Annotated in this window: 22 protein-coding genes and 1 tRNA gene; 11 read left to right on the forward strand and 12 right to left on the reverse strand. The window is 59.7% G+C overall.

Annotation, left to right across the window (positions count from 1 at the left end; genetic code table 11):
- Window position 1: 1 nt before the first annotated feature.
- From ACR3YK_RS04990 to ACR3YK_RS05005, 4 genes are all read right to left on the reverse strand, one after another.
- A complete protein-coding gene (locus ACR3YK_RS04990) occupies window positions 2-1,045 on the reverse strand; it encodes a type III polyketide synthase (protein ID WP_486176113.1) in 1,044 nt (347 codons plus the stop codon).
- A gap of 82 nt (window positions 1,046-1,127) precedes the next feature.
- The gene (locus ACR3YK_RS04995; protein ID WP_486176114.1) at window positions 1,128-2,492 is read right to left on the reverse strand and encodes a type II toxin-antitoxin system HipA family toxin; all 1,365 of its coding nucleotides are present in this window, start codon (window positions 2,490-2,492) and stop codon (window positions 1,128-1,130) included.
- On the reverse strand, window positions 2,492-2,815 hold the full coding sequence (locus tag ACR3YK_RS05000) for a helix-turn-helix domain-containing protein (RefSeq protein WP_486176115.1): 324 nt from the start codon (window positions 2,813-2,815) through the stop codon (window positions 2,492-2,494). The genes ACR3YK_RS04995 and ACR3YK_RS05000 overlap by 1 nt, the downstream gene beginning before the upstream one ends.
- Before the next feature lie 81 nt (window positions 2,816-2,896).
- The gene (locus ACR3YK_RS05005) at window positions 2,897-3,391 is read right to left on the reverse strand and encodes a DoxX family protein (RefSeq protein WP_486176116.1); all 495 of its coding nucleotides are present in this window, start codon (window positions 3,389-3,391) and stop codon (window positions 2,897-2,899) included.
- 121 nt (window positions 3,392-3,512) lie between these two features.
- Here ACR3YK_RS05005 and ACR3YK_RS05010 point away from each other — a divergent pair, with 121 nt between their 5' ends.
- Entirely contained in the window at window positions 3,513-3,953 is a 441-nt protein-coding gene (locus ACR3YK_RS05010; RefSeq protein ID WP_486176117.1) for a DUF2834 domain-containing protein, read from the forward strand.
- Window positions 3,954-4,009: 56 nt separating this feature from the next.
- Here the strand turns inward: ACR3YK_RS05010 and ACR3YK_RS05015 are convergent, their stop codons facing one another.
- The 7 genes from ACR3YK_RS05015 to ACR3YK_RS05045 are packed head-to-tail and all read right to left on the reverse strand — an operon-like array spanning window position 4,010 to window position 12,022.
- A complete protein-coding gene (locus ACR3YK_RS05015) occupies window positions 4,010-5,377 on the reverse strand; it encodes an NAD-dependent succinate-semialdehyde dehydrogenase (RefSeq protein ID WP_486176118.1) in 1,368 nt (455 codons plus the stop codon).
- Window positions 5,374-6,654: a M20 family metallo-hydrolase gene (locus ACR3YK_RS05020; RefSeq protein WP_486176119.1), complete on the reverse strand. Its 1,281-nt coding sequence runs from the start codon at window positions 6,652-6,654 to the stop codon at window positions 5,374-5,376. Before ACR3YK_RS05020 ends, ACR3YK_RS05015 begins: the two co-directional genes overlap by 4 nt.
- Window positions 6,644-6,985 carry a putative quinol monooxygenase gene (locus tag ACR3YK_RS05025; RefSeq protein WP_486176373.1) on the reverse strand — a complete coding sequence of 114 codons (342 nt, stop codon included), beginning with the start codon at window positions 6,983-6,985 and terminating at the stop codon, window positions 6,644-6,646. Before ACR3YK_RS05025 ends, ACR3YK_RS05020 begins: the two co-directional genes overlap by 11 nt.
- A gap of 51 nt (window positions 6,986-7,036) precedes the next feature.
- Window positions 7,037-8,299, reverse strand: a complete 1,263-nt coding sequence (locus ACR3YK_RS05030; protein WP_486176120.1) for an aldehyde dehydrogenase family protein — start codon at window positions 8,297-8,299, stop codon at window positions 7,037-7,039.
- A 4-nt stretch (window positions 8,300-8,303) separates the two neighbouring features.
- On the reverse strand, window positions 8,304-9,281 hold the full coding sequence (locus ACR3YK_RS05035; protein ID WP_486176121.1) for an ABC transporter permease: 978 nt from the start codon (window positions 9,279-9,281) through the stop codon (window positions 8,304-8,306).
- Window positions 9,278-10,876 (reverse strand): sugar ABC transporter ATP-binding protein, encoded by a 1,599-nt coding sequence (locus ACR3YK_RS05040; protein WP_486176122.1) that lies wholly within the window; start codon window positions 10,874-10,876, stop codon window positions 9,278-9,280. The genes ACR3YK_RS05035 and ACR3YK_RS05040 overlap by 4 nt, the downstream gene beginning before the upstream one ends.
- Window positions 10,877-10,897: 21 nt before the next feature.
- Window positions 10,898-12,022 carry a sugar ABC transporter substrate-binding protein gene (locus tag ACR3YK_RS05045; RefSeq protein ID WP_486176123.1) on the reverse strand — a complete coding sequence of 375 codons (1,125 nt, stop codon included), beginning with the start codon at window positions 12,020-12,022 and terminating at the stop codon, window positions 10,898-10,900.
- A gap of 179 nt (window positions 12,023-12,201) precedes the next feature.
- Here ACR3YK_RS05045 and ACR3YK_RS05050 point away from each other — a divergent pair, with 179 nt between their 5' ends.
- Entirely contained in the window at window positions 12,202-13,362 is a 1,161-nt protein-coding gene (locus tag ACR3YK_RS05050) for an RsbRD N-terminal domain-containing protein (RefSeq protein ID WP_486176124.1), read from the forward strand.
- Between the two features lie 28 nt (window positions 13,363-13,390).
- Window positions 13,391-14,242 (forward strand): pyridoxal kinase PdxY, encoded by an 852-nt coding sequence (gene pdxY / locus ACR3YK_RS05055; RefSeq protein WP_486176125.1) that lies wholly within the window; start codon window positions 13,391-13,393, stop codon window positions 14,240-14,242.
- A 95-nt stretch (window positions 14,243-14,337) separates the two neighbouring features.
- Here pdxY and ACR3YK_RS05060 read toward each other — a convergent pair.
- Window positions 14,338-14,421 (reverse strand) — tRNA-Leu (locus ACR3YK_RS05060).
- 210 nt (window positions 14,422-14,631) lie between these two features.
- Between ACR3YK_RS05060 and ACR3YK_RS05065 the strand changes: the two genes are divergently transcribed.
- The 8 genes from ACR3YK_RS05065 (at window position 14,632) to pknB (ending at window position 24,288) form a co-directional block, all read left to right on the forward strand.
- The gene (locus tag ACR3YK_RS05065; protein ID WP_486176126.1) at window positions 14,632-15,342 is read left to right on the forward strand and encodes a M23 family metallopeptidase; all 711 of its coding nucleotides are present in this window, start codon (window positions 14,632-14,634) and stop codon (window positions 15,340-15,342) included.
- Window positions 15,343-15,424: 82 nt separating this feature from the next.
- The gene (locus ACR3YK_RS05070) at window positions 15,425-16,141 is read left to right on the forward strand and encodes an FHA domain-containing protein (protein ID WP_486176127.1); all 717 of its coding nucleotides are present in this window, start codon (window positions 15,425-15,427) and stop codon (window positions 16,139-16,141) included.
- On the forward strand, window positions 16,138-16,662 hold the full coding sequence (locus ACR3YK_RS05075) for an FHA domain-containing protein FhaB/FipA (protein ID WP_486176128.1): 525 nt from the start codon (window positions 16,138-16,140) through the stop codon (window positions 16,660-16,662). Before ACR3YK_RS05070 ends, ACR3YK_RS05075 begins: the two co-directional genes overlap by 4 nt.
- A gap of 4 nt (window positions 16,663-16,666) precedes the next feature.
- Window positions 16,667-17,911 carry a Stp1/IreP family PP2C-type Ser/Thr phosphatase gene (locus ACR3YK_RS05080; protein ID WP_486176129.1) on the forward strand — a complete coding sequence of 415 codons (1,245 nt, stop codon included), beginning with the start codon at window positions 16,667-16,669 and terminating at the stop codon, window positions 17,909-17,911.
- Window positions 17,895-19,340: an FtsW/RodA/SpoVE family cell cycle protein gene (locus tag ACR3YK_RS05085; RefSeq protein WP_486176130.1), complete on the forward strand. Its 1,446-nt coding sequence runs from the start codon at window positions 17,895-17,897 to the stop codon at window positions 19,338-19,340. The genes ACR3YK_RS05080 and ACR3YK_RS05085 overlap by 17 nt, the downstream gene beginning before the upstream one ends.
- Complete coding sequence (locus ACR3YK_RS05090; protein ID WP_486176131.1) at window positions 19,337-20,791, forward strand: peptidoglycan D,D-transpeptidase FtsI family protein; 1,455 nt, start codon at window positions 19,337-19,339, stop codon at window positions 20,789-20,791. The genes ACR3YK_RS05085 and ACR3YK_RS05090 overlap by 4 nt, the downstream gene beginning before the upstream one ends.
- A complete protein-coding gene (locus ACR3YK_RS05095) occupies window positions 20,788-22,491 on the forward strand; it encodes a protein kinase domain-containing protein (RefSeq protein ID WP_486176132.1) in 1,704 nt (567 codons plus the stop codon). Before ACR3YK_RS05090 ends, ACR3YK_RS05095 begins: the two co-directional genes overlap by 4 nt.
- Window positions 22,492-22,560: 69 nt before the next feature.
- Complete coding sequence (gene pknB / locus ACR3YK_RS05100) at window positions 22,561-24,288, forward strand: Stk1 family PASTA domain-containing Ser/Thr kinase (RefSeq protein WP_486176133.1); 1,728 nt, start codon at window positions 22,561-22,563, stop codon at window positions 24,286-24,288.
- Window position 24,289: the final 1 nt, after the last annotated feature.

A 24,289-nucleotide genomic window follows, 5' to 3' on the forward strand; every position in this document is an offset into this window, starting at 1 on the left:
CTCACCACTCCAAGAGAACGAATTCGGCGCTCACGCCCGGACCGAGAGCGAAGGCGAGAGCGTGACTACCGGGGGCTGGCGAGGGGTCGGTGTGCAGAGCATCCGCCAGCACATGCAGCACGGCCGCCGACGACAGGTTGCCGACGCGAGCGAGGCAATCCCAACTCGACTGCAGGTCGCGGCGCTCGAGCCCAAGCGAACTCTCGAACGCTTCGAGCACACGCGGGCCACCCGGATGCGCGATCCAGGTGTCGATGTCGGCGATCGTCAGACCGTTGCGGCCCAGAAAATCGCTCACCTCACCCGGAAAGCTGTTCTGAATCACGTCGGCCACGCCCGCGCTCAGCACAATCTCGAAACCGGTGCCGCCCACGTTCCAGCCGATCACGTCGTGACTGTCGGCAACGAACGTGCTGCGGGTGTCGATCACGCGCGGGCCCGGCTCGTTGCGGTTCTCCCCCACCATCACGACCGCCGCGGCACCGTCGCCGAAGAGGCCGGTGGCGACAAAATTGGCCATGCTGTGGTCATCGCGCTGCAGGGTGAGCGAGCACAGTTCGACGCTCAGCAGTACGCCGACCTCATCCGGATGCCCGACCAGATAGTCATGCACACGGGCCAAGCCCGCGGCCCCCGCCAAACAACCCAAGCCAAACGAAGGAACCCGTTTCACGTCGGGGCGCAGCCCCAGCCGAGGAATCAGCAGCGCGTCGATCGACGGTGCCGAGATGCCGGTGACGGAAGTGAAGAAGACGAAGTCGACGTCGCTCGGGGCGAGGCCGGCATCCGCGAGCGCCGTGGTGAGAGCTCGGTCGAGTAACTCGGTCGAGATGCGGATGAACTCATCGTTGGTCTCACGAAAACTGCCGAGTTCGGGATACCGCTCGAGCGGAAGCGCCATGTGGCGACGGTCGATTCCGCTGGCGCCGTGCATCCGCTCGATCACCGCTCGATGGCGGGAATTCTCGGCCAAGAGTGGCGCGAGCATGCCGGTCATTTCGGCTTGCGTGTAGCTATATTCGGGCACCACCGGGGCGACTGCCACAACTCTGCTCATTCAGAGACTCCGCTCATTCACAGAAGTTATCACGCGCCGAGGGTGCGACCTCAGCAAAGCCTGTGCGCGCCTACGAGTCTTCGGGATCGCGTTGGTTGTGCGTTCGCGCCCACTGCCCTGAATTGCCGGGGATACCAAGCTCTCCTCGCCGTTTCGCTGACGCAACTTTCGCGTTGGAGCGCTGAGGCGAGCCAAGCGGGGCCGCACGCATTTCTAGGGCCCTATCACGGTTCGGCCCATCGATTGCTCGTCGTGAAGCCTCTGCAGCTTCGGGTGAAATTCCGTAGCCTAGGGCGATCTTCATCCAGTCGCTCGTGCGCTCCGCAACATCCCGCACAATCGCTGAGGCCTCGTCGCTACTGAGCCGAAACGCATCGTGGGCGTCGCGCAGTTCGCGAATATCTCGGCCATACCGTTCTCCGCCTTCAACGATGGGTGTTGCTTCGACCTGCTCTGGGCGGCGGTTGGGTTCGAGGTCGAATACTGGCGACAGCTTCCAGCCCGCATAGTCGCGGAGAAACCCGTGATTGCGAAAGTGATCATCAACGTTGCCGATGAGAAGACTGAGCGCAATCCGACGGAATAGCTCCGCTTGGTCAGCCCGCGGTGCGGGGCTGTGCTGGGCGAGCGTGTCGGAAATGTCGCTGTAAGACAGCGTCTGATTGTCACCCTTAGTTGTCAATGAATGTGCACTGATGTAACCGATTCGGCGGTCTTGTTCTCGGTCGAAACGGCGAGTGAGGAGAATCGACTGCGACTCCGAAAGACGCACAAGATCGAACTCGGGAGTGTCGACACCAGCACTTTTTGCCAGTGCAAGCGCGGCAGCTTCCCACGCCATTGGATCAAAAAACTCGGTTTCTCGAGCGAACTTCGCGATCCACAGTTCGCCGTTTTTACTGACCGTTGCTTTGGGGCGCGCACCGCCAGCGCTAGTGCCCGCTTCGACAAGAACCTGGAGTTCCTCATCCGTTTCTGCGCCTTCTTCAAAAGCACGGGCAGCAGCAACAATCCTGTCGAGGTCGTGCACTTCGGCTACCGGATGATTGCGGCCCCCCAGGTATGCGCCGCGCCCATCACGAAATCGGAGTGCCCCCTGCCTGGTGGCGTCGTTGACGTGCGCGAGGAAGTCAAAGGTTGTGCGCGCGGGGGTTCCCGCACGGATGATTCGTTTGCCCCAGTCGTCGGGCATCGAGTCACCAAATGCGCCGAGGTTTTCACGGCCGGACCATGTTCGGATGCGCCCGCCGGTTCGCGGCATGTCTGGAGAGAGAGCGTACCCGCGCGGATCGGTGAGGTAGCTGTCGGCGTACCTAAAAACGAGCGAGGCAGCAGCAGAACCAGGTGCTCCTTCGGTCGCGACGGTGCCTGCAGTAACTTCGTCGCCGTCGGGGAGAACAACGCGAACCTCAGCAGTGGTGAGCTGGTCAGCCATCAGTCCCCCTCGGTTCGCTTGGATGAGCGGGGAATCCGCACGCGTTCCACGCTTGCGCGCGCAAGGTTAAGGGAGCCAAAATCGCTCGCGACCGGGTCAGAGGCATCAACAACCGCTGCGAGGATTCCGACAGCACGCATCACCGCGAGCAAGTTCTCGGATGACGTAGAGCGGCCCGTTTCGATCGCTCGAAGAGTGTCACGGGATACGCCAGCGCGTTCGGCAGCGATCTGTGCCGTCAGCCCAGAAATTTTGCGCCACGACCTCATGTTGCGGCCGAGACGTTCCATCTCGCGCGAAAGACCCGCGCTCTGTGACGCCATAGTTTCTCCCCTATTAGTGCCGTAATATATATCCACTATAGCGCTTTATGACGGACTTTTACGGCACTAATAATTGGACTACTAGCCCTCCAACGCATTTTCGTCACGGCGATAGGCACGCCACGCGCGCCAGGCGCCGGTCGACCATAGTGCCCAGAGAACAAGCACGGGCTGGAACGGCATCCGAATCCAGCGTTTGAGGTCGGTGTCGAGCCCGAGCGAGTCGACCTGATTCACGAGCTGCGAGATGTTGCCGGGGTAAATCGCGATGAAGAACGCAGCGGCAACCCAGCCCACGTGCGGGCGGTACTTCTTGGCGAAGATGAGTGCACTGCCGAGCGCGATTTCGACAACACCGGATGCCACGACCACGAGGTCTTGGTCGAACGGTTGCCAATCGGGCACTTGGGCTTGAAAGTCCTCGCGCGCGAACGTGAGGTGGCTGATGCCGGCAAACACAAGCGAGGCACCGAGCGCGATGCGTCCGACGCGACGGCCGATATGGCTGGCTCGCGATGGCTCGTCGAGGGTGCTGGTGGATGTCGCGGGGTCAGTGCGCTCTGGTGTCTGCTCCATTTCTTCATTCTCGTGGGGTGGGCTTGGCATCTACCGAGTGTGGTTGCGCATTGCGGTCGCTCGGCACGCCGAATGCGGTCTCCGAATGCGGTCTCCGGATGCGCGGGTGCACACTGTTGGCATGACTGAAGACTCTGCGTCCTCCTCGCCTATTGCTTCTACACCCGCGGAGCCATCGCCCGATCTCGGCGTGACGTCGCCACCTGCAACCCGCGAGCGCCCTGTACTTCTCCGCCACTGGAATGCCGCCGCGATCACTTTCGCGGCGCTTTCCCTCGTCGGCTTAGTCGGCACATGGATCTTCAACGCGCTAGCGATCGTGCAGATGCGCGACTACCTCGGCGACTGGTTCGGCAGCGGCCCGGCCGTCAACTCGCTCGGCGTCGACCTTCTCGTCGTTGCCGTGGCGGGCAGCATCCTGATCATCATCGAAGCACGCCGCCTCGGGATGAAGCGGGCCTGGCTCTATATCGTGCTCTCAGGCATCACGGCCTTCGCGTTCACCTTCCCGCTGTTCCTCGCGATGCGCGAGCGCAAGCTCGTGGAGCTCGGGCGCCGCTAGCTTAGGGCACAAAAAAGGGGAGCAGCCGCAACGCGGCCACTCCCCTAATCACACAACTACGCCCGACGTATGAGCTTGCGGTTCACGAATTCGGCCATGCCGTATTCGCCAAGCTCTCGGCCCATTCCTGATGACTTCACTCCACCGAAGGGGAGGTCAGCCTGGGTTTGCGACGGGGCGTTGATTGCGACCATGCCGACTTCGAGCTGTTCGGCAACAGCTTGCGCACGCGCGTCGTCAGAGGTGAAGATCACACTTCCGAGTCCATACGGCGAATCGTTGGCGAGACGAATTGCGGCATCCTGATCCGCAACCCGGTACACCGCGGCGACCGGCCCGAAGATCTCTTCTGTGTAAGCGCGGGTGCCCGGCTGAACATCCGCGATCACTGTCGGCTCGACGTAGGCTCCGGGACGATCGATGCGCCCACCGCCGGTAAGGAGCGTTGCGCCATTGGCTACCGCATCCTCAACCTGTCCAACGACCTGAGCAGCAGCAGCTTCAGAAGACAAGGGGCCGAAGGCGACACCTCCCTCTCTAGGCTCACCCACCTTCAGCGCCTGAACCTGAGCCACGAAGCCCTCAACGAAACGGTCGTAGATCGCATCGAGCACAATGATGCGCTTCGAGTTGTTGCAGGCCTGACCGGCGTTGCCCATGCGGCCGGCAACCGCCCCCGCGATCGCCGCATCGAGGTCGGCGTCGTCGAGCACAATGAACGGGTCTGATCCACCCAGTTCGAGCACGAGCTTCTTCATCTCGCGGCCCGCGATCGCACCCACGGCACGCCCGGCACGCTCAGAACCGGTCAACGAGACACCCTGGATGACGGGGCTTTCGATGATGGTTTCAACCTGCTCGTTGGTCGCGAAAATGTTGACGTACACGCCCTCCGGGAATCCGGCATCCGCAAAGATTTCGGCAATAGCTTCGGCCGATTCTGGGCAGCTTGGGGCGTGCTTGAGCAGCATCGTGTTGCCCAATGCGAGGTTCGGCGCCGCAAAGCGGGCCACCTGGTAGTACGGGTAGTTCCACGGCATGATGCCCAGCAGGGCGCCAATGGGTTCGCTTCGAACATAAGCCGAACCGGATGCCACGTCGATGGGCTTGTCCGCCGCGAACGCCTCCGCGTTGTCGGCGTAGAAAGCGTAAATGCTCACGCACAGGTCTACTTCGCCAAGAGCTTCCGCGGTGGTTTTGCCCATCTCGCGGATGATGATCTCAGCAAGCCGTTCGCGATCGGAAGCATAGCGATCAGCAACCTTCCGCAGCATGGCCGCGCGCTCGGCGATCGGAACTTCACGCCAGGTGCGGTACGCCTCTCCCACCATGGCGAGCGCGTCACCCACTTGCTCATCAGTTGCAGTATCGAAGCTCTTGACGAGAGTTCCAGTCGCGGGGTCTGTTACGGCGTAGTGGGTCACGATAGTTCCTTCTCTTCGATTCCTGAGGTCGGGGCAAGCTCACCCTGCACGAGACGACGTGTGACGTCGGCCATCACGGCTAGCCCCGCCACGAGATCTTCATCCTTGGTGTATTCACCCTCGTTGTGAGAGATTCCATCAACCGACGGCACAAAAAGCATGACCGTCGGAACAAGGTCCTTCATGTTGGTGGAATCGTGACCAGCAACGGTCATGATGTCCATGTGCGAAAGTCCCAACTTTTCTGCGGATGAGCGGCTGACGTCGACACCAGCGGGCTGATAGGGGTTGATTCCCCACGAGTGCGAGAGTTCGCTCACAACAGCAACTTTGGCTTCCGCCTCGATTTCAGCAATCGTTGCGGCCAGAATTTCGTCCGCTTCGCGAAGCACGGCTTCATCTCCCGAACGCAGGTCGAGCAATAACGTCACCTGCGATGCCACAACGACTGGCGAATTCGGGTAGACGTCGAGCTGCCCAATGGCGGTGTGCAACTGGCCGGGGAATCGATCAGCGAGCCGACGCGCAGCGACAACCAGCAGCGAGGCACCAAACAGGGCATCCTGACGATCTTCCATCACGGTCGCGCCCGAATGTGCCTGAGCGCCGTTGACAACCACACGGTACTTGCTCGCCGCCCATGTCGCCGTAACAAGACCGATCGTGACGTGAGCATTCTCAAGCAGACGACCCTGCTCAATGTGGATTTCAGCACATCCGACCGCCAGCGGCCCATTCTCTGTGCCCACAAACCCAGTGTCCGCTAGAGCGCGTTCGACGCTCATCCCGCTGTGATCCGTAACCGCGAGCGCGGTTTCCAAGGCCATTTTTCCGGTGTAGACAGAACTGCCCATCATGGATGGGGCGAAGCGTGAACCCTCTTCATTGAACCAGTTGACCACCGCCAGGTTGTAGACCGGAGTGATTTCGCCACGTTCCCATTGATCTTTAAGTCTGAAGGCGGAGTGAGCTGCAGCGAGCACGCCGTACGCGCCGTCAAACTTTCCCGCCGTGGGCTGTGAGTCCATGTGCGAACCCACGATGATGTACGGCGCCCCCGGCACGAGTTCAAGCAGTCCAAATTGGTTAGCGATGCGGTCGTAGTGAACAGTGAAGCCACGCGACTCAAGCAATCCAGCGAACCAGCGACGCTGCTCGTTATCAGCCTCACTGGCAGCCTGCCGGTCAACCCCGCCGGAGCCTGTCGCTCCAAAGAGACTCATCGTGGCAAAGTCCGCCAAGAAGGCGGCGTCTGTGGTGATGTCGTTAGCGTCCACTAGAGAGGTACCCCTTCTCAGCCGTTCCTAGCCCAAGCGCTCGAGTCACGCTCAGCACACCCGGTTGTTGAAGAGTGCCGTCAGCGCTCAAAACTCCAAGAATCCACTGCACGTGCTCGGTAGCACCGTGGGCGTTCGAGTCCTCAATCGTGGCCCAACGAGAGACCTCGATGAATTCGTTCTCGTCCTCCACTCCTTGGTGAATAGCCCAACCAAGGCATCCGGGCTCTGCATGAGTCGCAAGGGCGATCGACTCGAACGCCTCCTTGACTGTTTCGCGTTGCTCCGGCGTCGCGATTGCGCGATACACAACCACAACTTCAGTTTCCATGCTCACGGGGTTCCTCTCTCAGTACTGTTGTTTGAGAATCGTTGATGGTCATCAAGCGCTCATTTCGGGTGCCGCAACAGGATGCGAGTTCACCGAGACAAGCGTGGAGTCCAGTTGCTCAGCCACACGGTTAGCCCGCGCCTGATCACTGCTCCAGACACTGGCCGAGAACATCGAGCGCACACCGTTGGCAAGCGCGATCGCCTCGGCTTCAGAGTCGAAGCGTTGTACAGCGATCACAGGGCCCAGAACGCGGCGTTGTGCGAGCAGATCTGCGGGCAAGACCCCCGAAACAATAGTGGGGGCGTAATAGAAGCCGCGGTCGCCAACGCGGTGACCCCCAGTTTCAATTGTGCTGTGATCCGGAAGTGACTGCAGAAGCATTTCCACCTGATCGCGATGGGCGCCGCTGATCAACGGGCCATAGAACGTGGTGGGGCTGTGCGCTCCCCCGGTTACCGTGCCAACGGCAGCATTCGCGAGTTGCGTGACCAACGAGGTGTGGATGTGTGAATGCGCAAGAACTCGAGATATGGCGCGGGAATCTTGCCCCGCGTTGAAGAAGCCAGAACTCACAATCTCCGCCGCAACGCCCCCAAGATCCACGTCATCAAACACCACCGCTGTGGGGTTCCCCGCAAAAATCGAGGTATCCGGATGCGCTTTGCGCAGTAGTGCCTTACTCGTTGCTGGCCCGCCAAAAATCACGTTCACAACACCGGGCGGCACGATTTCAGCCAACAGTTTCGCGAGAGTCCAGGCTGACACTGGCGTTGAATCCGAGGGAAGCAGAACTATGGTGCGTCCTTCAGCGAGTGTTCGCGCCAGAGTAGATACAGCACGCATGAAGGGGTAGGTCCAGGGAACTTGCACCGCGACGACACCCTGCAGCTCACGGCGGTCCGCGTCCCCGGTGGCACGGCTGAAAGTAGCGGTCGGATCCATACTCGCAAGCAACCCCGCGAGTTCTCGCACGTGCTCTGCCGACCGCAAAATTTCATCGTGACGCGTGGTCTCCGTTGGCTTGCCTGTGTTGCGAACCTCAGCCTCAAGAAGTTGCTGAGCATGCGCTTCAATGGCGTCCGCAATGCAAATCAGAAGCGCGCTTCGCTCCTCGTGCGAAGTGGCCTCCCAGTCAGCTACAGCCGCAGAGGCAGCGGCGAGAGCACGGTCAACATCGGCTTGACCCGAGTCAGGGGAGGTCGCGAAAACGAGCTCGGTCGCGGGGTCGACAATGTCGATGCGCGCGCTGGATGCGGCATCCACAAATTCCCCAGCAATGAAGTTGCGCAAGTAGAGCGCGTTCCCGCTCAACTGATCATTCCTTTTGCCCGGCGGTGGCGTTCGCGAGAACCGCAAGGAGGATGACGGCGCCCGTGACGATCGTCTGCCAGTAAGGCGGAACGCCCATCATGTTGAAGGCATTTTGGAGCAGCGCAAGGAGAAGCACTCCCACGACAGTGCGCCACATTGCTCCCCGGCCACCGGCAATGCTGGTGCCGCCGATAACTACCGCAGCAATCGCATTCAGCGTCATAGCGTCGGCACTCGAAAGCACACGGCCGACTCCCGTTCGTGAAGCCAGAATCATTCCTGCTAACGCTGCCGCGAATGCACCCAACACGTATACAAGCGTTCGGATGCGCACCTCAGAGATACCAGACAGTCGAGCGGCTTCTTTATTCGCACCGAGAGCAAAAATGTGCCGGCCAATCTTCGTGTACCGCAGAATTACAGTGAAAACGACAAACACCACGAGGCAGATAACGACCGAGATCGGCACGACGTCGCCGATGCGAGTTGTTCCTACGAAGGTGAACGTGTTGTTTGCAGACAAGTCGATGAGTTTTCCGGCAGTCGCATAGAGCGCGATGCCCGAAATGATCAAGCTGGAAGCCAGCGTGGTCAGGAACGAGTTGATCTTGAAGCGACTAATGATGAAGCCGTTGAACGCACCAATCGGGATTGCTACGAGAACTGCGACCAGAATCCCGAGAATCGGATTCGAGAACAGGTAAGTGAACTGAGTGCAGAGCACAATTGTGAGCGACATGATCTGCCCACTGGAGAGATCAAACGCCCCGGTAATAATCACGAACGTTGTCCCGAGCGCAATCAACATGAGGGGTGCATTCTGGTCGAGAATGTTCATGAGGTTGCGGGCAGTGAGAAAGTTCTCGGCCGAGAAACTGAGGGCGATGAAAAGCGCCACAAGAATGAGCAAGACACCGTAGTCACGAACGAGCGCCTTGTTTATCTTCCGACCGGAACCGATCGAACTAAGAGTCTGAGTCATTTCGTTGCCTTTGTTGTCTCGTGCGAGATGGGGTCAGTGGGAGTTGCTGCAAGAGCATCGGTGCCTATGGCCGCCGTCAGTAGTTGGCTTTCGTCGACATCGCCGTGATCAAACCACTCCGCGATGCTGCCCTTTGAGAACACAGCCGTGCGGTGGCAGAGATGAAGCACTTCTGCTTGCTCCGACGAAATCAGGATGACTGCGGTGCCCTGCGCGGCAATTTTCACGATGACGTCGTAGATGGCACGTTTCGCACCGATGTCGACACCGCGAGTCGGCTCATCCAAAATCAACAATGCCGGCTTAGTGAGAAGGCATTTAGCGAACAGCACCTTCTGTTGGTTGCCGCCAGAGAAGTTTCCGACTTCTTCGTCGAGTCGGTTTCCTCCGCGTAGCGCGAGCGGTTCGAGCACTTCAGTGACCTCTGCCCGCTCGCGCTTACGATTAACAAACCCGAAGATGTTCGTAAAACGGTCGAGGGATGCAGCAGAAGTGTTGGCGGCGACCGAAAGCCCCAGAAACAGACCTTGGTCTTTTCGGCTCTCGGGCAGCAATGTGATTCCGGAGTCGATCGAAGCGTGCGGCGAAGACACGTTCGCTACGCGGCCATCGACCAGAACCTCGCCCGCGAATTTTCCTGCCGCGCCCGCGAGAACGTGAGCGAACTCTGAGCGCCCGCTACCCACCAGTCCGTAGATTCCGACGATCTCGCCGGGGAACACATTCAGGGTGATGTCGGAGAGCACTCCTGGTTGCGAGACTCCTCGCACAGCGAGGGCCGGCTGAACGCTGATGTCCGGATGCGGAGGAAGGGGCGGGAACGCCGCCTCCATGCTCGTGCCGATCATAAGTTCGATCATCGACTCTTCGTCGAGGCTGGACGCCGGCCGAGTGGCGATCAGTTCACCGTTGGCAAGAACCGTAACGGTGTCCGCGATGGCGAGTACCTCGTCAAGGAAGTGCGAAACATAGACGACGGCAATTCCTTCGGCGGCGAGTCTGCGTGCTGTGTCGAGTAGTCGGTGCGCGTCTGTGCGATCCAAAGACGCCGTCGGCTCATCCATGACCACAAGACGAGCGTGCCGCGCGAGTGCCCAGAGCACGGCGACTTGCTGTTGCTCGCCCACGCGAAGCTCATCGACGATCGCGTTGGGATCAATCTCGAAGCCGGTGCGCTGTCGAAGCAGTTCGAACTCTTCTGCTTGGTGCTTGCGACGGAGGAAACCTGCTTGAGCAAACTCGGTTCCCAAGAAAACATTGTCGACCACACTCAGCTTTCCGGCGAGCGCGATCTCCTGCTGCATGATGGCGATTCCGTAACGCAACGCATCCGCAGGTGTCGAGAACGATACCTGTCGTCCGTCGACGGTGATGGTGCCGCCATCTAGGGCGTGCACGCCGGCAAGTACCTTACCCAGAGTTGATTTGCCTGCACCGTTGGCTCCAACGAGTGCGTGAATTTTTCCGGCCTCTATTTCAACGGACACTCCGTCAAGAGCCGAAGCCCCGGCGAACCGCTTCGAGACGTTGTGCATTGTCACGAAGGGTGCGCCGGGGTCGGTCGCGGGAAGTCCCGCGTGTGGTGTTGTAGCCATGAGCTGATCCGATTCGGAGCTTTAGTACGCCCGGTCGAGGATGTCGGGAACGTCGTTGACGGTCTCCGGGAAGATGGAGAGGCCGATGGCATCCAAGTCCTGAGTGTCAACGTTTTCCGGAATTTCGTCTCCCGCAAGACTTGTCAGCAGCAGGTCTACAGCTGCGCGTCCGTCGGCATTGGGCCGCGAGAAGGTGCTCATAACCCACTTGCCGTCAATGATCTGCTGGACTCCGTACTTCCGTGCGTAGGCACCGATGATCTTGATGTCGCTGTCGCCAAGGCCGAAAGTCATGCCGGCATCGTCAATTGCAAGTTCAGCTCCGTGAGCGGACTCGTCCGAACCCATTACGAGAACATCGAGGTCGGGATTTGCCGAGAGGCAGTCTGCGACAACGGTCTTACCCGAGTCTTCGGCGTACCCCGCGTCTGCTTCACACACGACGTTAATGTTCGAGTGCTCTGCGAGCATATTCAGCATCGGATCAACCTTGGCGGCGTCGAACGCAAGCGAACGAACACCCCAGCCAATACCGACCAAACAAGGGTCGACACCATCGCAGGTATCAATGGCTGCTTGAGCTTGAGCTTCAGCGATTCCGACGACGTCTTCGCGGATCTGCGCGACGACGCCCTCGACCTGCAGCGAGTCAGCAGTAACGTCGGCACCGATAGGGAACTCAATGCTCACAATCGAGATTCCGGCGTCAATTGCCTGCTTGGCGCATTCGACGATGCTCGCGCTGTCGATGGTCTGCATGATGATCGCTTGGAAGCGACCGGACGTTGCGGCGTCGCACAGCAGTGCGGACTGTGCGAGAGGATCGTAGCTGGGCGGGCCGGAGAATTCGGCCGTCGCACCGTAAAGCTCGGCCTCCGCAATAACCGCGTCCGCGAATGCGTTAGCGAGGTTGTTGTCCTGACCGAACCCGGTGAACATGATATTGATTCCGTCACCCGAGCCTTCAGCCGGCGTGGGAATTGTAACGGCGCCGCCTTCGTTCCACGAACGGTCGTTGCTGGAGTTCGCCGTTGAGGTGTCCTCGGCGTTGGTGCCAGTTTGATCAACTGCACACCCGGTGAGCAGGAGCGCGACCGAACCAAGCGCAATGATCGACCCCCCGATACTTTTGGTGATGTTCAGCATGAGCTGTGCCTTCTCTCAAGTAAATGTCATGTAATTGCGGCCCCTGATTGGCGCTGGGGAAAACCGATTGGTCAATGCTCGCAAGGTTGCGCCGGGGCGGCAATCGACGATTCGCGTATCATTGAGAGCAGATAGTGTGCAATTGCACAATTAGAAATCTGCCTGAAACGTGGCCGACATTGACTGAGCTCCCGATCCCCGAAATCCTGACGAACGCGACTCGCGCCTGCCTTTCAGAGGTCGATACGCTCGTCGCACGTTGGGCCGTCCACCTCGGTGCGATCTCCGCCTATAGCGAGGGATTAGTCGAGCGGGAACGCGTCGAGGCAGATTGTCGCCTCGTTTTCATCCGACTCCTGAGCGACATCGGCGGTCACGCGATCCCGTCCGAAGCGCGGGGTGTCTCTGAGCGTGTTGGCCACTCTCGTGCACTGCAAGGAATTCCGCTGAACGACCTGATGGGTGCCATCCGGCTCGACTATCGCATCATGTGGGAGGCAATCTCTGCCCACACCGATGATTCCGAGATGCGTGATGTCTTCGACGGCGTGCCCCGCATCTGGGATGCCATCGAACGCCACAGCCAAGAGCTCACGAACGCCTACATGGCAACCCAGTATGGGATGGCGCAAGTACGGCAGGATGAGCGCCGCCTCTGGTTTACGCGCATCCAAGAAACCGACGGCAAGAACCACGTACTCAATACACGCGCGTGCAAGATCTTGTCATTCTCGCCCGAAGGCGATTTCACCGTCTTCGCCCATGCAGACAAAGTCGATGAATCGCTCGAGAGCCTCCACACCACTCTGGAGCGCGCCGGAATCATCGCCCACCACCACGAAACGGAATCCGGGCCGGTGCTGATCGCCCAGTTACCCCGCGAAGGTTCACTTCCGCTCAATGCCATCAAGCACGAACAAAAAGTGCTCATGCTGGATAACATCCACGGGATCTCCTCGGTCCCTGCCGCCATTCGTGTTGCCCAGGGAGTCGCGTTGGTGTTGCCTCCCACCGACGCCCGGCTCATCAGCGTTGCGGACCATTGGCACGTTTCGGTCTTTCAGAATCCCTTCGATACTGGCCGCATCATCCACCAGCGCCACATCGACGCGCTGCTCAAACTTCCCTCTGCCGAACGCACCGTGCTCGAACGCACCGCGGAAGAATTTCTCTCTAGCGGCTCGATCGCGACAGCCGCACGCACCCTGTTTTGCCACCGCAATACGATCACGAACCGCCTTGACCAGCTCGAGCGTGTCACCAAGCTCGACCTGCGGCTGCCTTTAGAAGCCTCGCTGTACATTTTGGCTCGCAATGCTGGACGGGCCGAAGCCACCTAGCGCGCGATGAAAGTGGGAGAATCGAAGGATGAAGATCCTCTCGATTCAGTCCGCAGTAGCGTTTGGTCATGTCGGCAACTCTGCTGCGGTGTTCCCGCTGCAGCGCATCGGCGTTGAGGTGTTGCCGGTTTATACGGTCAACTTCTCTAACCACACTGGCTATGGCGCGTGGCGCGGACCAATGATCGACCCGAGCGATGTCTCTGAAGTCATCGCTGGCATCGAGGATCGCGGCGTCTTCCCGCAGATCGACGTCATCCTTTCGGGATACCAGGGTGGCGACGGCATCGGCGATGTCATCATCGACACTGTGGCTCGCGTCAAAGCGGCGAATCCGAACGCGATCTACGCGTGCGATCCCGTGATGGGCAATGCGAAATCCGGATGCTTCGTGGCCCCCGCCATCCCCATCCTGCTGCGTGAGCGCGTGGTTCCGGTCGCCGATATCATCACGCCCAACCAGTTCGAACTTGGCTTCCTTACTCATACGGAGCCCGACACGATCGAGTCGACTTTGGCATCCGCCGATCTCGCGCGCGCTATGGGCCCCAGCACGGTACTCGTGACGAGCGTTGAGCGCCCCGATCGTGAGGCCGACACCATCGAGATGTTGGTCGTGACGGATGCCGGAGCCTGGATCGTGCAGACCCCGCAGCTTCCCATGAAGGCCAATGGTTCCGGTGACGTGACCGCGGCCCTCTTCACCGCCCACTTCACTCAGACCGGCGACGCGGCGGATGCGCTCGCCCGCACGGCATCCAGTGTTTTCGACCTTCTCACCAAGACCCTCGAGTCGGGCGAACGCGAACTCCAGCTCGTCGAGTCGCAAGAGTTTTACGCGAACCCGCGGATGCAGTTCACTGCGCGCCAGGTTCGCTAGCCGGCAGAGAACCGGGGCAATCCCCTACAGACCAATAAGAAAAAGCCCACCAACCGGTGGGCCTTTTCTTTTACTTCTACTGTGCGATTGCACTGTGCGCGAGGGGGGACTTGAACCCCCACGTCCTTTCGAACACACGGACCTGAACCGTGCGCGTCTACCAATTCCGCCACTCACGCGTGGGTTGAGTTGAACACTCAACTGAGTGAGATTATCACAGCGTCGGGCTGTTCAACGATTCGTCGGCGAGGAGATGTTCAGTGACGATTCACAGCTTCGTCATATAAGCTCGATAGTTGTCCGTGTGCCTACAGCTGCGGGTAGAACCAGACTTGATCCACAACTGTCCAACCAGACAGAACACAGACCACACCCCTGGGGGTTACCGCGTGAAACGATTGCTGACACTCAGCGCAATCATGGCTGTTGTCGTGAGCGTGACTGTTCCAGCCGCTGCACACATGGAACCTTCGTCGCGCGATATCGAATCAACCGCATCCGCGGCGTCGGCATCGGCCGCCCTGCAGCAGGCCGTCGAGATCGCCGATACAGAGCCAGCGCAAACGGTGCCGATCCAGTCGTTCGCTTCGACCGTCGAAACCGAAATTTCCGCCGCTACCCGCGACAAGCTCACCATTAAGGAACCCGAGCCCGAACCCGAGCCCGAACCCGTCTACTCAGGACCATCTGGCTCGTTCGCTGGAACGTACGGTGGAGAGTTCGCCGGGTTCCTCGCGGTCTGGCCCGCCAATGCTCCCGTCAATGACGGCTTCGGCTACCGCGGGTCAGAGTTTCACGGCGGCATCGACATCATGACCGGTAGCGGAGCGACAATCGTCTCGGCATCGCCCGGTGTCGTCACCCAAGTCTCCTACGGGGGCGGCTGGGGCCAGTACGTCAAGGTTGATCACGGCAGCGGGGTTTCTACCCTTTACTCGCACATGATCGCCGGCTCGCAAATGGTCTCCCCCGGTCAAACTGTTGCGGCAGGCACTCCGCTGGGGCTGAGTGGAGCTACCGGATACGTCACCGTCGCCCACCTCCACTTCGAGACCTACGTCAACGGCACTCGCGTTGACCCCATGGGCCTCCTTCCTTAAATAGCTCGACCCCGGAGTAACGGGTTAGCCACACACACCGGCTAACATCGACGTACTACACCGAGCCACTACGAGGAGAGCTTTGGGTCTTCTGGACAACTTTGAGCGAGGTCTCGAACGCGCAGTAAACGGCGCTTTCGCTAAGACCTTCAAAAGTGGTCTGCAACCCGTCGAAATCACTAGCGCCCTGCGCCGCGAACTCGACACGCAGGCCGCGGTGGTGTCGCGCGACCGCATCCTCGTGCCCAACAACTTCACCGTTCGCCTGAGCGACACCGACTACCAGCGCATGGCCGGCCTCGGCAGCACGCTCATCTCCGAACTCACCGAGCTCGTTCAGCGACACGCCACCGCGCAGCACTATTCCTTCTCCGGCGGCATCTCAATCTCGCTCAGTCCCGACAGTTCACTGAGCCAAGGCATGATCGAAGTTGATTCCGTCAGCGTCAAGGGCACCGTGGCGTGGACTCCGGTCGTCGATATCAACGGCAACCGCCACACGCTTGTGCACTCACGCACCATCATCGGCCGCGGCAGCGAGGCCGATATCACGGTGGATGACACCGGAATCTCTCGCAAGCACGTCGAGATCCTCTGGGACGGCTCGCGCGCCGAAGTCAACGACCTCAACTCCACCAACGGGTCCAAATTGAACGGATCCCCAGTTTCTCGCGCACCACTCGCACCGGAATCCGTGATTGATATCGGTCGAACCCGTATCGTGTTCCGTGTGCTTGCCCAATCTGCCGATGCCGACCAGTCCGCTGATCGCCGCAATGACCGGGGGTTCACCTTATGAGTGAACTCACGCTCCTCCTACTGCGCATCGCGTTCCTCGCCATCATGTGGGGTTTCATTTTTGCGATCGTCTACGCCCTGCGCTCCGACCTCTTCGGAGAGAAGGTGCGTCGAATGCCCGTGCAGAGCGCTGCTCAGGCGCAACAAGCTCCCGCCACTCCCCCGACACCCGCTGCCGCGCAACCCACTCGTCCCGTAGCACCCACAGCGCCCGCTACCGGCAGTTCCCTCGATGCCACCCGCCTGGTGATTGTGTCCGGTTCTAAAGAGGGTCTGGAAATTTCTCTTCCCGAGGAGCAGCTCACGATCGGGCGTTCCAGCGAATCAGGCCTCGTTATTCGCGATGACTACACCTCAACGCACCACGCTCGGCTGTTGCGCTGGGCCGACAGCTGGGTTGTTCAGGACCTCGACTCCACTAACGGCACTTTCTTGGCAGGGCAGCGCGTGAGCGTGCCTACTCCGGTTCCGTTGAACACGCCGATCAAGATCGGCACTACTAGCTTCGAACTGCGACGGTAACTGAATGGCCACTTCGGGCAACAGTGCTGCCGCATCCCATGTGGGTAAGGTTCGGGCTAACAACCAGGACAGTGCCTACGCTGGCAGTCACCTCTTTATTGTCGCTGACGGTATGGGTGGCCACGCAGGTGGCGATGTTGCTTCGGCCATCACAATTAAGCACGTAGCGGAAGCAGATCGCAGTTTCGAGTCCGCGGACGATGCTGCTCAAGTACTCCACGACACTCTTCTTGCCGCCAACGGCATCCTTTCTGACACCGTCATCGAGCACAATGAGCTCACGGGAATGGGAACCACGGTCAGCGGAATGATCCGCGTGGGCAACAAAATGGCGATGGCTCACATCGGCGACTCTCGTATTTACTTGCTGCGCAAGGGTGAGATGACGCAGATAACGCACGACCACACCTTCGTGCAACGGCTGGTCGAGAGCGGTCGCATCACGCTCGAAGAGGCGGCCGTGCATCCACGACGCTCGGTTCTCATGCGCGTTCTTGGTGACGTCGATGCGTCCCCTGAGATTGACACCGAGATCTTCTCGACCGAACCGGGCGACCGTTGGCTGCTCTGCTCTGACGGCCTCAGTAGCTTTGTGGCCGAAGATAAAATCGCCGCGACACTGCGCCGGGTAACGGATCCCGAACTGGCTACCGAACGTCTTGTGCAGGCGAGCCTCGATCAAGGAGCCCCCGACAATGTGACCGTCGTGCTCGTCGATATCGGTGACGACGATTCATCAGCCCACGAGCCGCCCCTCATGGTGGGTTCGGCCGCCTCACCGCTCTCGTTCGAGCCGTCGATCGTCAAAAAGCCCGTCCGCCTACCGAACCTGCTGCTTCACCCGCTCAAGGCAACTCAGCCCGACGACAGCCACTTCGAACCCGAATCAGACGAGTACTATCAGGCGATCATCCGCGAAGACCGCCGACGTGTGCGTAATCGCCGCATCTCCTGGATTACCTTCATCACTCTTACCATCGCCGCCATCGTCACCGGCCTCGTTCTCGGGTACCAGTACACGCAACAGCAGCACTTCGTTGGCATCGAGGATGGCAAGGTCGCCATCTATCAGGGGGTGCAACAAGATATTGGTCCCATCTCTCTCTCCCACGTGTACCAAGTGACGGATGTGCGCGTCGTCGACCTTCCGCTTTACTTGAGGGCGAGCGTTGAAAATACGATCAACGCGACTGACCTCAATGACGCCCGCCGCATCGTAAGAATGTTGTCTGATGCCCAAGTCCCCTAGCGCCGACGCTCGTGCCTCGGCTTCGACCGGCCCACGAGAGATCACCGAGAACATCCGTCTCAAGCTGCGGGTGCCTGCGCGCTTGCGCAATCTTGAACTGTTGCTGATTATTGTGGCGATCTCGATCAACCTCGGGTCGATCGCTCTCGTGCAACTCGGCGCCATGGGTCACCTAGGGTTAACAGTTCTGGGGCTTTCTGGTTTGTTGGGCGTGCTGATTCTCGCCATGCACATCACACTGCGGGTGACAGCTCGGGATGCTGATCCGCTGATCCTGCCCATCATTACCGTGCTCAATGGTCTCGGTATCGCCATGATCTACCGCATCGATCTCGCGGACGAAGCTACCGGATGGTCTAGCGGCGGCATCCGTCAGATTGTGTGGACAGGTATCGCCATTGTTATCGCGATAGGCGTACTCATCATCATCAAAAATCACCGCATCCTGCAGCGGTACCGCTATATCGCAATGTTCGGTGGTATCGCTCTGCTTCTGCTTCCGCTCGCCCCCGTTATCGGAGATACCCGCTTCGGCGCCCGCCTCTGGGTTCAGATTGGTGCGTTCTCCTTCCAGCCGGGTGAGCTCGCCAAAATCGCTCTGGCCATCTTCTTCGCCGGTTATCTGGTCTCGGCACGTGACTCTCTCTCCATGGTCGGCCGCAAGTTCTTGGGGATGACCTTCCCGCGTGCCCGGGATCTGGGGCCCATCATCGTTGTCTTCGTCGCTTCCATGCTGGTGTTGATCTTCCAGCGCGATATGGGAACGGCCCTGCTTTACTTCGGTCTGTTCCTCGTGATGATTTATGTGGCCACAGGCCGCTCGAGCTGGATTCTGCTCGGCATGGGCATGTTCCTCGGCGGCGCCTTCATCGCCAGCCAATACCTCACGTATATTTCTGGACGCATCGACGCGTGGCTCGATCCGTTCAATCCGGATGTTTATCAAGCCACGGGTGGCAGCTACCAGTTAGTGCAGGGCCTCTTCGGGCTCGCTGAAGGCGGACTCATCGGAACAGGCCTCGGGCGCGGAAGCCCCGAAATCACGCCACTCGCCGAAAGCGACTACATCATCGCTTCGCTGGGAGAAGAACTGGGCCTTATCGGCATCTTCGCAATCCTCGCGCTATATCTTCTCTTTGTGTCTCGTGGATTCCGTATCGGTTTTGCCGGTCAAGATGATTTCGGCCGCCTCTTAGGCGTCGGGCTTGCCTTCGTGCTCGCGCTCCAGGTATTTGTGGTTATCGGCGGAGTAACGCGCGTCATTCCGTTGACCGGGCTAACAACTCCGTTCCTAGCGGCCGGCGGTTCGTCTCTCGTTGCCAACTGGATCATTGCAGCGCTGCTATTGCGGCTCTCGGACACCGTGCGGCATCAGCCGCAGCTCGTAATCGAGCCGACGATCGACAACCGATTGGTGGTGGGACAGTGAATCGCGAACTCAAGCGAGTCAGTACGGTAGTGCTTCTCATGTTCGTGAGCTTGTTCATTTCAAGCTCCGTCATTCAAGTTGTTACCGCCGACCAGCTTCAGGCGGATGGCCGCAACGTTCGCACTCTGTACGCCAGTTACTCCGCCGAACGTGGCCCGATTCTCGTCAATGGCGAACCAATCGCATACTCAGAACCGGTCGATGACGAGTTCAAGTTCTTGCGCGTCTACCCAAAACCCGAACTGTACGCCCCGGTCACCGGCTATCTGACTCTGAATCAGGGCAATACCGGTCTCGAAAACTCACTCAATGACTACCTCAGCGGTTCGTCAAACGACCAGTTCTTCGATCAGGTCAACTCGATCCTCACTGGCCAGAACCCAACAGGCGCGGCCGTAGAACTCACACTGGATCCGGTTATTCAGCAGGCGGCGTGGGATGCGCTTGGTGATCTCAAGGGTGCTGTCGTAGCCATCGACCCAAAGACCGGCGAGATTCTCGCGATGGTGTCAAAGCCCTCCTACGACCCCAACGAACTTGCCGTGCACAACACGAGCGACGTCATTGACGCTTACGATCGTTTGCTGAACGATCCCGATGAACCGTTCTTCAACCGTACGCTTGCGGGCCCCCTGGATCCGCCCGGCTCAACATTCAAACTCGTTGTTGCCGCGGCTGCTCTAGAGAGTGGCGACTACACCGCCGAAAGCTCTTTCGCTAACCCCGCCGAGCTGCAACTTCCCGAGAGCACCTTCAAGATCAGCAACGCAGACAGTGGCACGTGTGGCAGCGGAAGCAAAGCAACCATCGCCACGGCCATCCGGCTGTCCTGCAACATCCCATTCGCAGAACTGGGCGATGAGTTGGGCTCGAATGCGATTCGCGAGCAGGCGAATAAGTTTGGATTCAACGAGAGCGTTTCTGTGCCCCTCGCCTCGACAGAGAGTGTGTACCCTCGCGCGCTTGACCGCCCTCAGACGATGCTTTCGGCATTTGGGCAATCGAGCGTCCGCGCTTCCCCACTTCAAATGGCTATGGTGTCGATGGCGATCGCCAATAGCGGCACCCTCATGCAACCCAATCTTGTTGAGAGCATCGTTTCTTCTGATCTCACAACCATTCAGTCCTTCGAACCGGCGCTGTTCAATCAGGCAATTAGTCCGCAGACCGCGGCCTCTCTCACTCAGATGATGGTGGATGGGGTCAGTAACGGTGCAGCGAACACTGCCGCGATCGATGGTGTCGAGGTCGCAGGAAAAACCGGCACAGCAGAGAACGGAGAAGGCGAGCCATACACGCTATGGTTCACCGGATTCGCGCCGGCTAATGATCCAGAAGTTGTAGTAGCGGTAGTGGTGCAAGACGGTGGCGGGCTGGGACAGTCCGGTACCTCGAGTGGCCTCTCCGCACCAATTGGGCGTCAAGTACTAGAGGCGGTGCTAAACAGATGAGACCGACCAGTGGACTCACTTTCGGTGGCAGATACCAGCTGTCCAGTCGTGTAGCGATTGGTGGCATGGGCGAGGTGTGGGAAGCCACAGACCTTGTTATCGGTCGAACGGTCGCGATCAAGATTCTCAAAGATGAGTATCTGGGCGACCCCGGGTTCCTTGAGCGTTTTCGCGCCGAAGCTCGTCATGCGGCTCTCGTCAATCACGAGGGCATCGCCAACGTCTTCGACTACGGCGAGGAAGAGGGTAGCGCCTACCTCGTCATGGAGCTTGTTCCTGGCGAGGCCTTGAGCGCCATCCTCGAGCGTGAACGGATGCTCGACCCCGACCGCGTGCTCGATATTGTTGCGCAGACAGCGGCCGCCCTTCAGGCTGCCCATGCTGCGGGACTCGTGCACCGCGATATCAAGCCCGGAAATCTCCTCATCACCCCCGAGGGCCGAGTAAAGATCACTGACTTCGGTATCGCGCGCATTGCTGACCAGGTTCCGCTAACCGCCACTGGACAGGTTATGGGAACGGTGCAGTATCTGTCGCCGGAGCAGGCCAGTGGTCACCCCGCGTCTCCCACTACCGATATTTATTCGCTCGGCATTGTCGCCTACGAAGCCCTCGCTGGCCGTCGTCCGTTCACGGGCGAGTCCCAAGTTGCGATCGCCATGGCGCAAATCAACGAGACTCCGCCGGAGTTGCCGATCACGGTCGCTGAGCCCGTGAGGAATCTTGTCTACGCGTGCTTGGCGAAATCGCCCGGCGATCGCCCCGCGTCCGCGTCGCATCTGTCGCGCGCCGCTCAGTCACTTCGCCGCGGCGACATCGCTGCCGCGGCTGCGGCGGTTCCTGGAATCATGGGGGACAACTCCCACGCCGCGACGGTTGGGCTTAACTACGGCAACGCGACACAGGCGACACGCGTTTTGACGACTGCCGGTGCAGCTGGAGTAGCGGGTACGGCTGGGGAGCCTGCGACGGCTGCCGAAATTGCCGCAGAGTCGAAGCCCCGCAACCCGTGGACATGGCCCATCGTTGCCGTGATCTCGCTTCTGGCAGTCGTATTGATCGGCGTCATCATTGCGTTGCTTGCCAGCCCGGGAGAGGAAGAACCTCCCGTAACCAGCAGCGCAGCGCCGTCAACGCCATCCCAGACATCGGAACCAGAACCCACGCCGAGCTCGACCTTAGTGGCGCTCAGCGAGGACGAACTTCTCGATCGCAAAGAAGCAGCCGTTGAGAGTCTGCTCACCGAGAAGGGCTTGCTTCTCGACGCCCAAACCGGAACCGTTGCCCCTGCGCCAGAAAAGGTCGGATTCTCGTACCGTGCGGCGCCCACGGGGAACGTTGCTCAAGGAGAGACCATCACGGTGTACTTCTACGACGCTATTCCTGAGACACCGACACCTCCGCAGCCTCAGGCAAATCTCTTGGAGCCTGCGGGTCCCTACGCACCCGGTGACACGGTCACGGTGAAGTGGAATGCCTACGAGGATTGCCCTTCCGGGCATCCTCGCTCGGGCTACAGCTTCTTGATCCAGGGTGGTCCCAGTGCTGGCTCGTCGACATGGGGTACGAACGATACTGAGTTCGACATCACGTTGCCCGACGATCCAACCGTCGAAACCAAGATCTCATACTCGGTCTCATGCACGGATCTATCGTCACCGGCTTCCGAGCAGGTCATTGTGAGCGTTACAGCTCCGTAAGCAAAAATCACCTTTCCCAGCCGATAGACTGAACCGGTACTTTCCGCGACCATTAACAGGAGTGAACACGTGAGCGAAGGCGTTGCACAGGGCGTACGCCAGCTCGCTGGGCGGTACCAGATTGGCGAGCTTCTCGGCCATGGCGGTATGGCCGATGTTCACCTCGGTATGGATTCACGGCTCGGGCGTCGGGTCGCTATCAAGCTACTCAAGCCGACGCTCGCCAACGATCCCGCGTTCCGCACCCGGTTCCGTCGCGAAGCTCACGATGCAGCGAAGATGGCGCACCCGACCATCGTGCGTATTTTTGATGCGGGTGAAGAATCCGTCATTGATGCTTCAGGTCATGAGACGCTCATCCCGTTCATCATCATGGAATACGTCGACGGTCGCCTGCTGAAAGACATCGTTGCCGAAGGCCCGCTCGCACCAGAAGAAGCAGCGCGCATCGTTTCGCAAGTGCTCACCGCGCTCGAGTACTCGCATCGCGCCGGCGTCGTTCACCGCGACATCAAGCCCGGCAACATCATGGTCACCAATGGTGGCCAGGTGAAGGTCATGGACTTCGGTATCGCCCGCGCGGTCTCCGATTCTGCCGCTACCATCGCCGAGTCCAGTGCCATCGTCGGCACTGCGCAGTACTTCTCGCCGGAGCAAGCTCGCGGTGAAGGAGTGGATGCTCGCTCCGATCTGTACTCGACCGGCGTCGTGCTGTTCGAGCTACTCACCGGCAAGCCTCCGTTCAACGGGGCGAACCCCGTTGCCGTTGCCTACAAGCACGTTAATTCGGAACCCGTTCCGCCGAGCACAACCACCGCTGCCGTATCGCCGGCACTGGATGCTGTTGTGTTGCGTGCACTCGCGAAAGATCGCTTCGATCGGTATCAGAGCGCGGCTGAGTTTCGCACAGACGTCGAGGCTGCTGCCGCGGGTTCGGTACCTGAGCGCAAACAGCTCGCCTCGACGGAATTCAATGCGACACTCTTTGGTGTTAACCCGAGTTCCACGGCGGGCAGTGATGCTACCTTCCGCCAACTCGCCGTCGACGAAAACGATCGCACTCCCCGCACCCAGAACCGACCGCCCGTCGCCTGGATTTGGGGCGGTATCGCCCTCATGGCGGTCATCATCGTCTCTGTCGTCGTGTGGGCTTTCAGTCTCAGTCCGGCTCAGCTCAGCGGAACGAGTGCCGTCGACATTCCCGATGTCGCTGCGATGACCTACGACGACGGCGCCGCGCTACTGACTGAGTTGGAGTTAGTTCCCAAGCGCGTGAATCAGGCGAGCGAAACCGTCGAAGAAGGTGTCATCATCCGCACGGATCCTGGCCCTGGCCAAACGGTATCCCTCGGTTTCGAAGTCCAAGTGGTGGTATCACTCGGCCGCACCCCTGTGACCGTTCCCAATGTGGCAAACATGCAAGAGGACGCTGCCATCAAGCTACTTGAGTCAGCCGGCCTCGTTTATGGCTCCACTTCGCAGACCTACTCACCCAACCTCAAAAAGGGAACCGTAATCAGTTCTGACCCGCGCGGTGACGCCGAGCGAAACTCTGACGGTGAAATCATTCGCGAGGGTGAGACGGTGAACCTCGTTGTCTCGAACGGTCTTGTACAAGTCCCCGATGTCACAGGTAAAGACATCGGCGAAGCCAATAGCACTCTCACCGGTATTCAACTGAGTGTGAGGCTCAGTGCTGACTTCGGGTGCTCAGGCAATGTCGTGAGTTACCAGTCGATTGTGGGCGATCAGCCTCAGAAGTCCGAGATCACGCTTCAGTACTGCGCCGGTGAATAAC

Source organism: Salinibacterium sp. 10G20-15, from assembly GCF_057365065.1.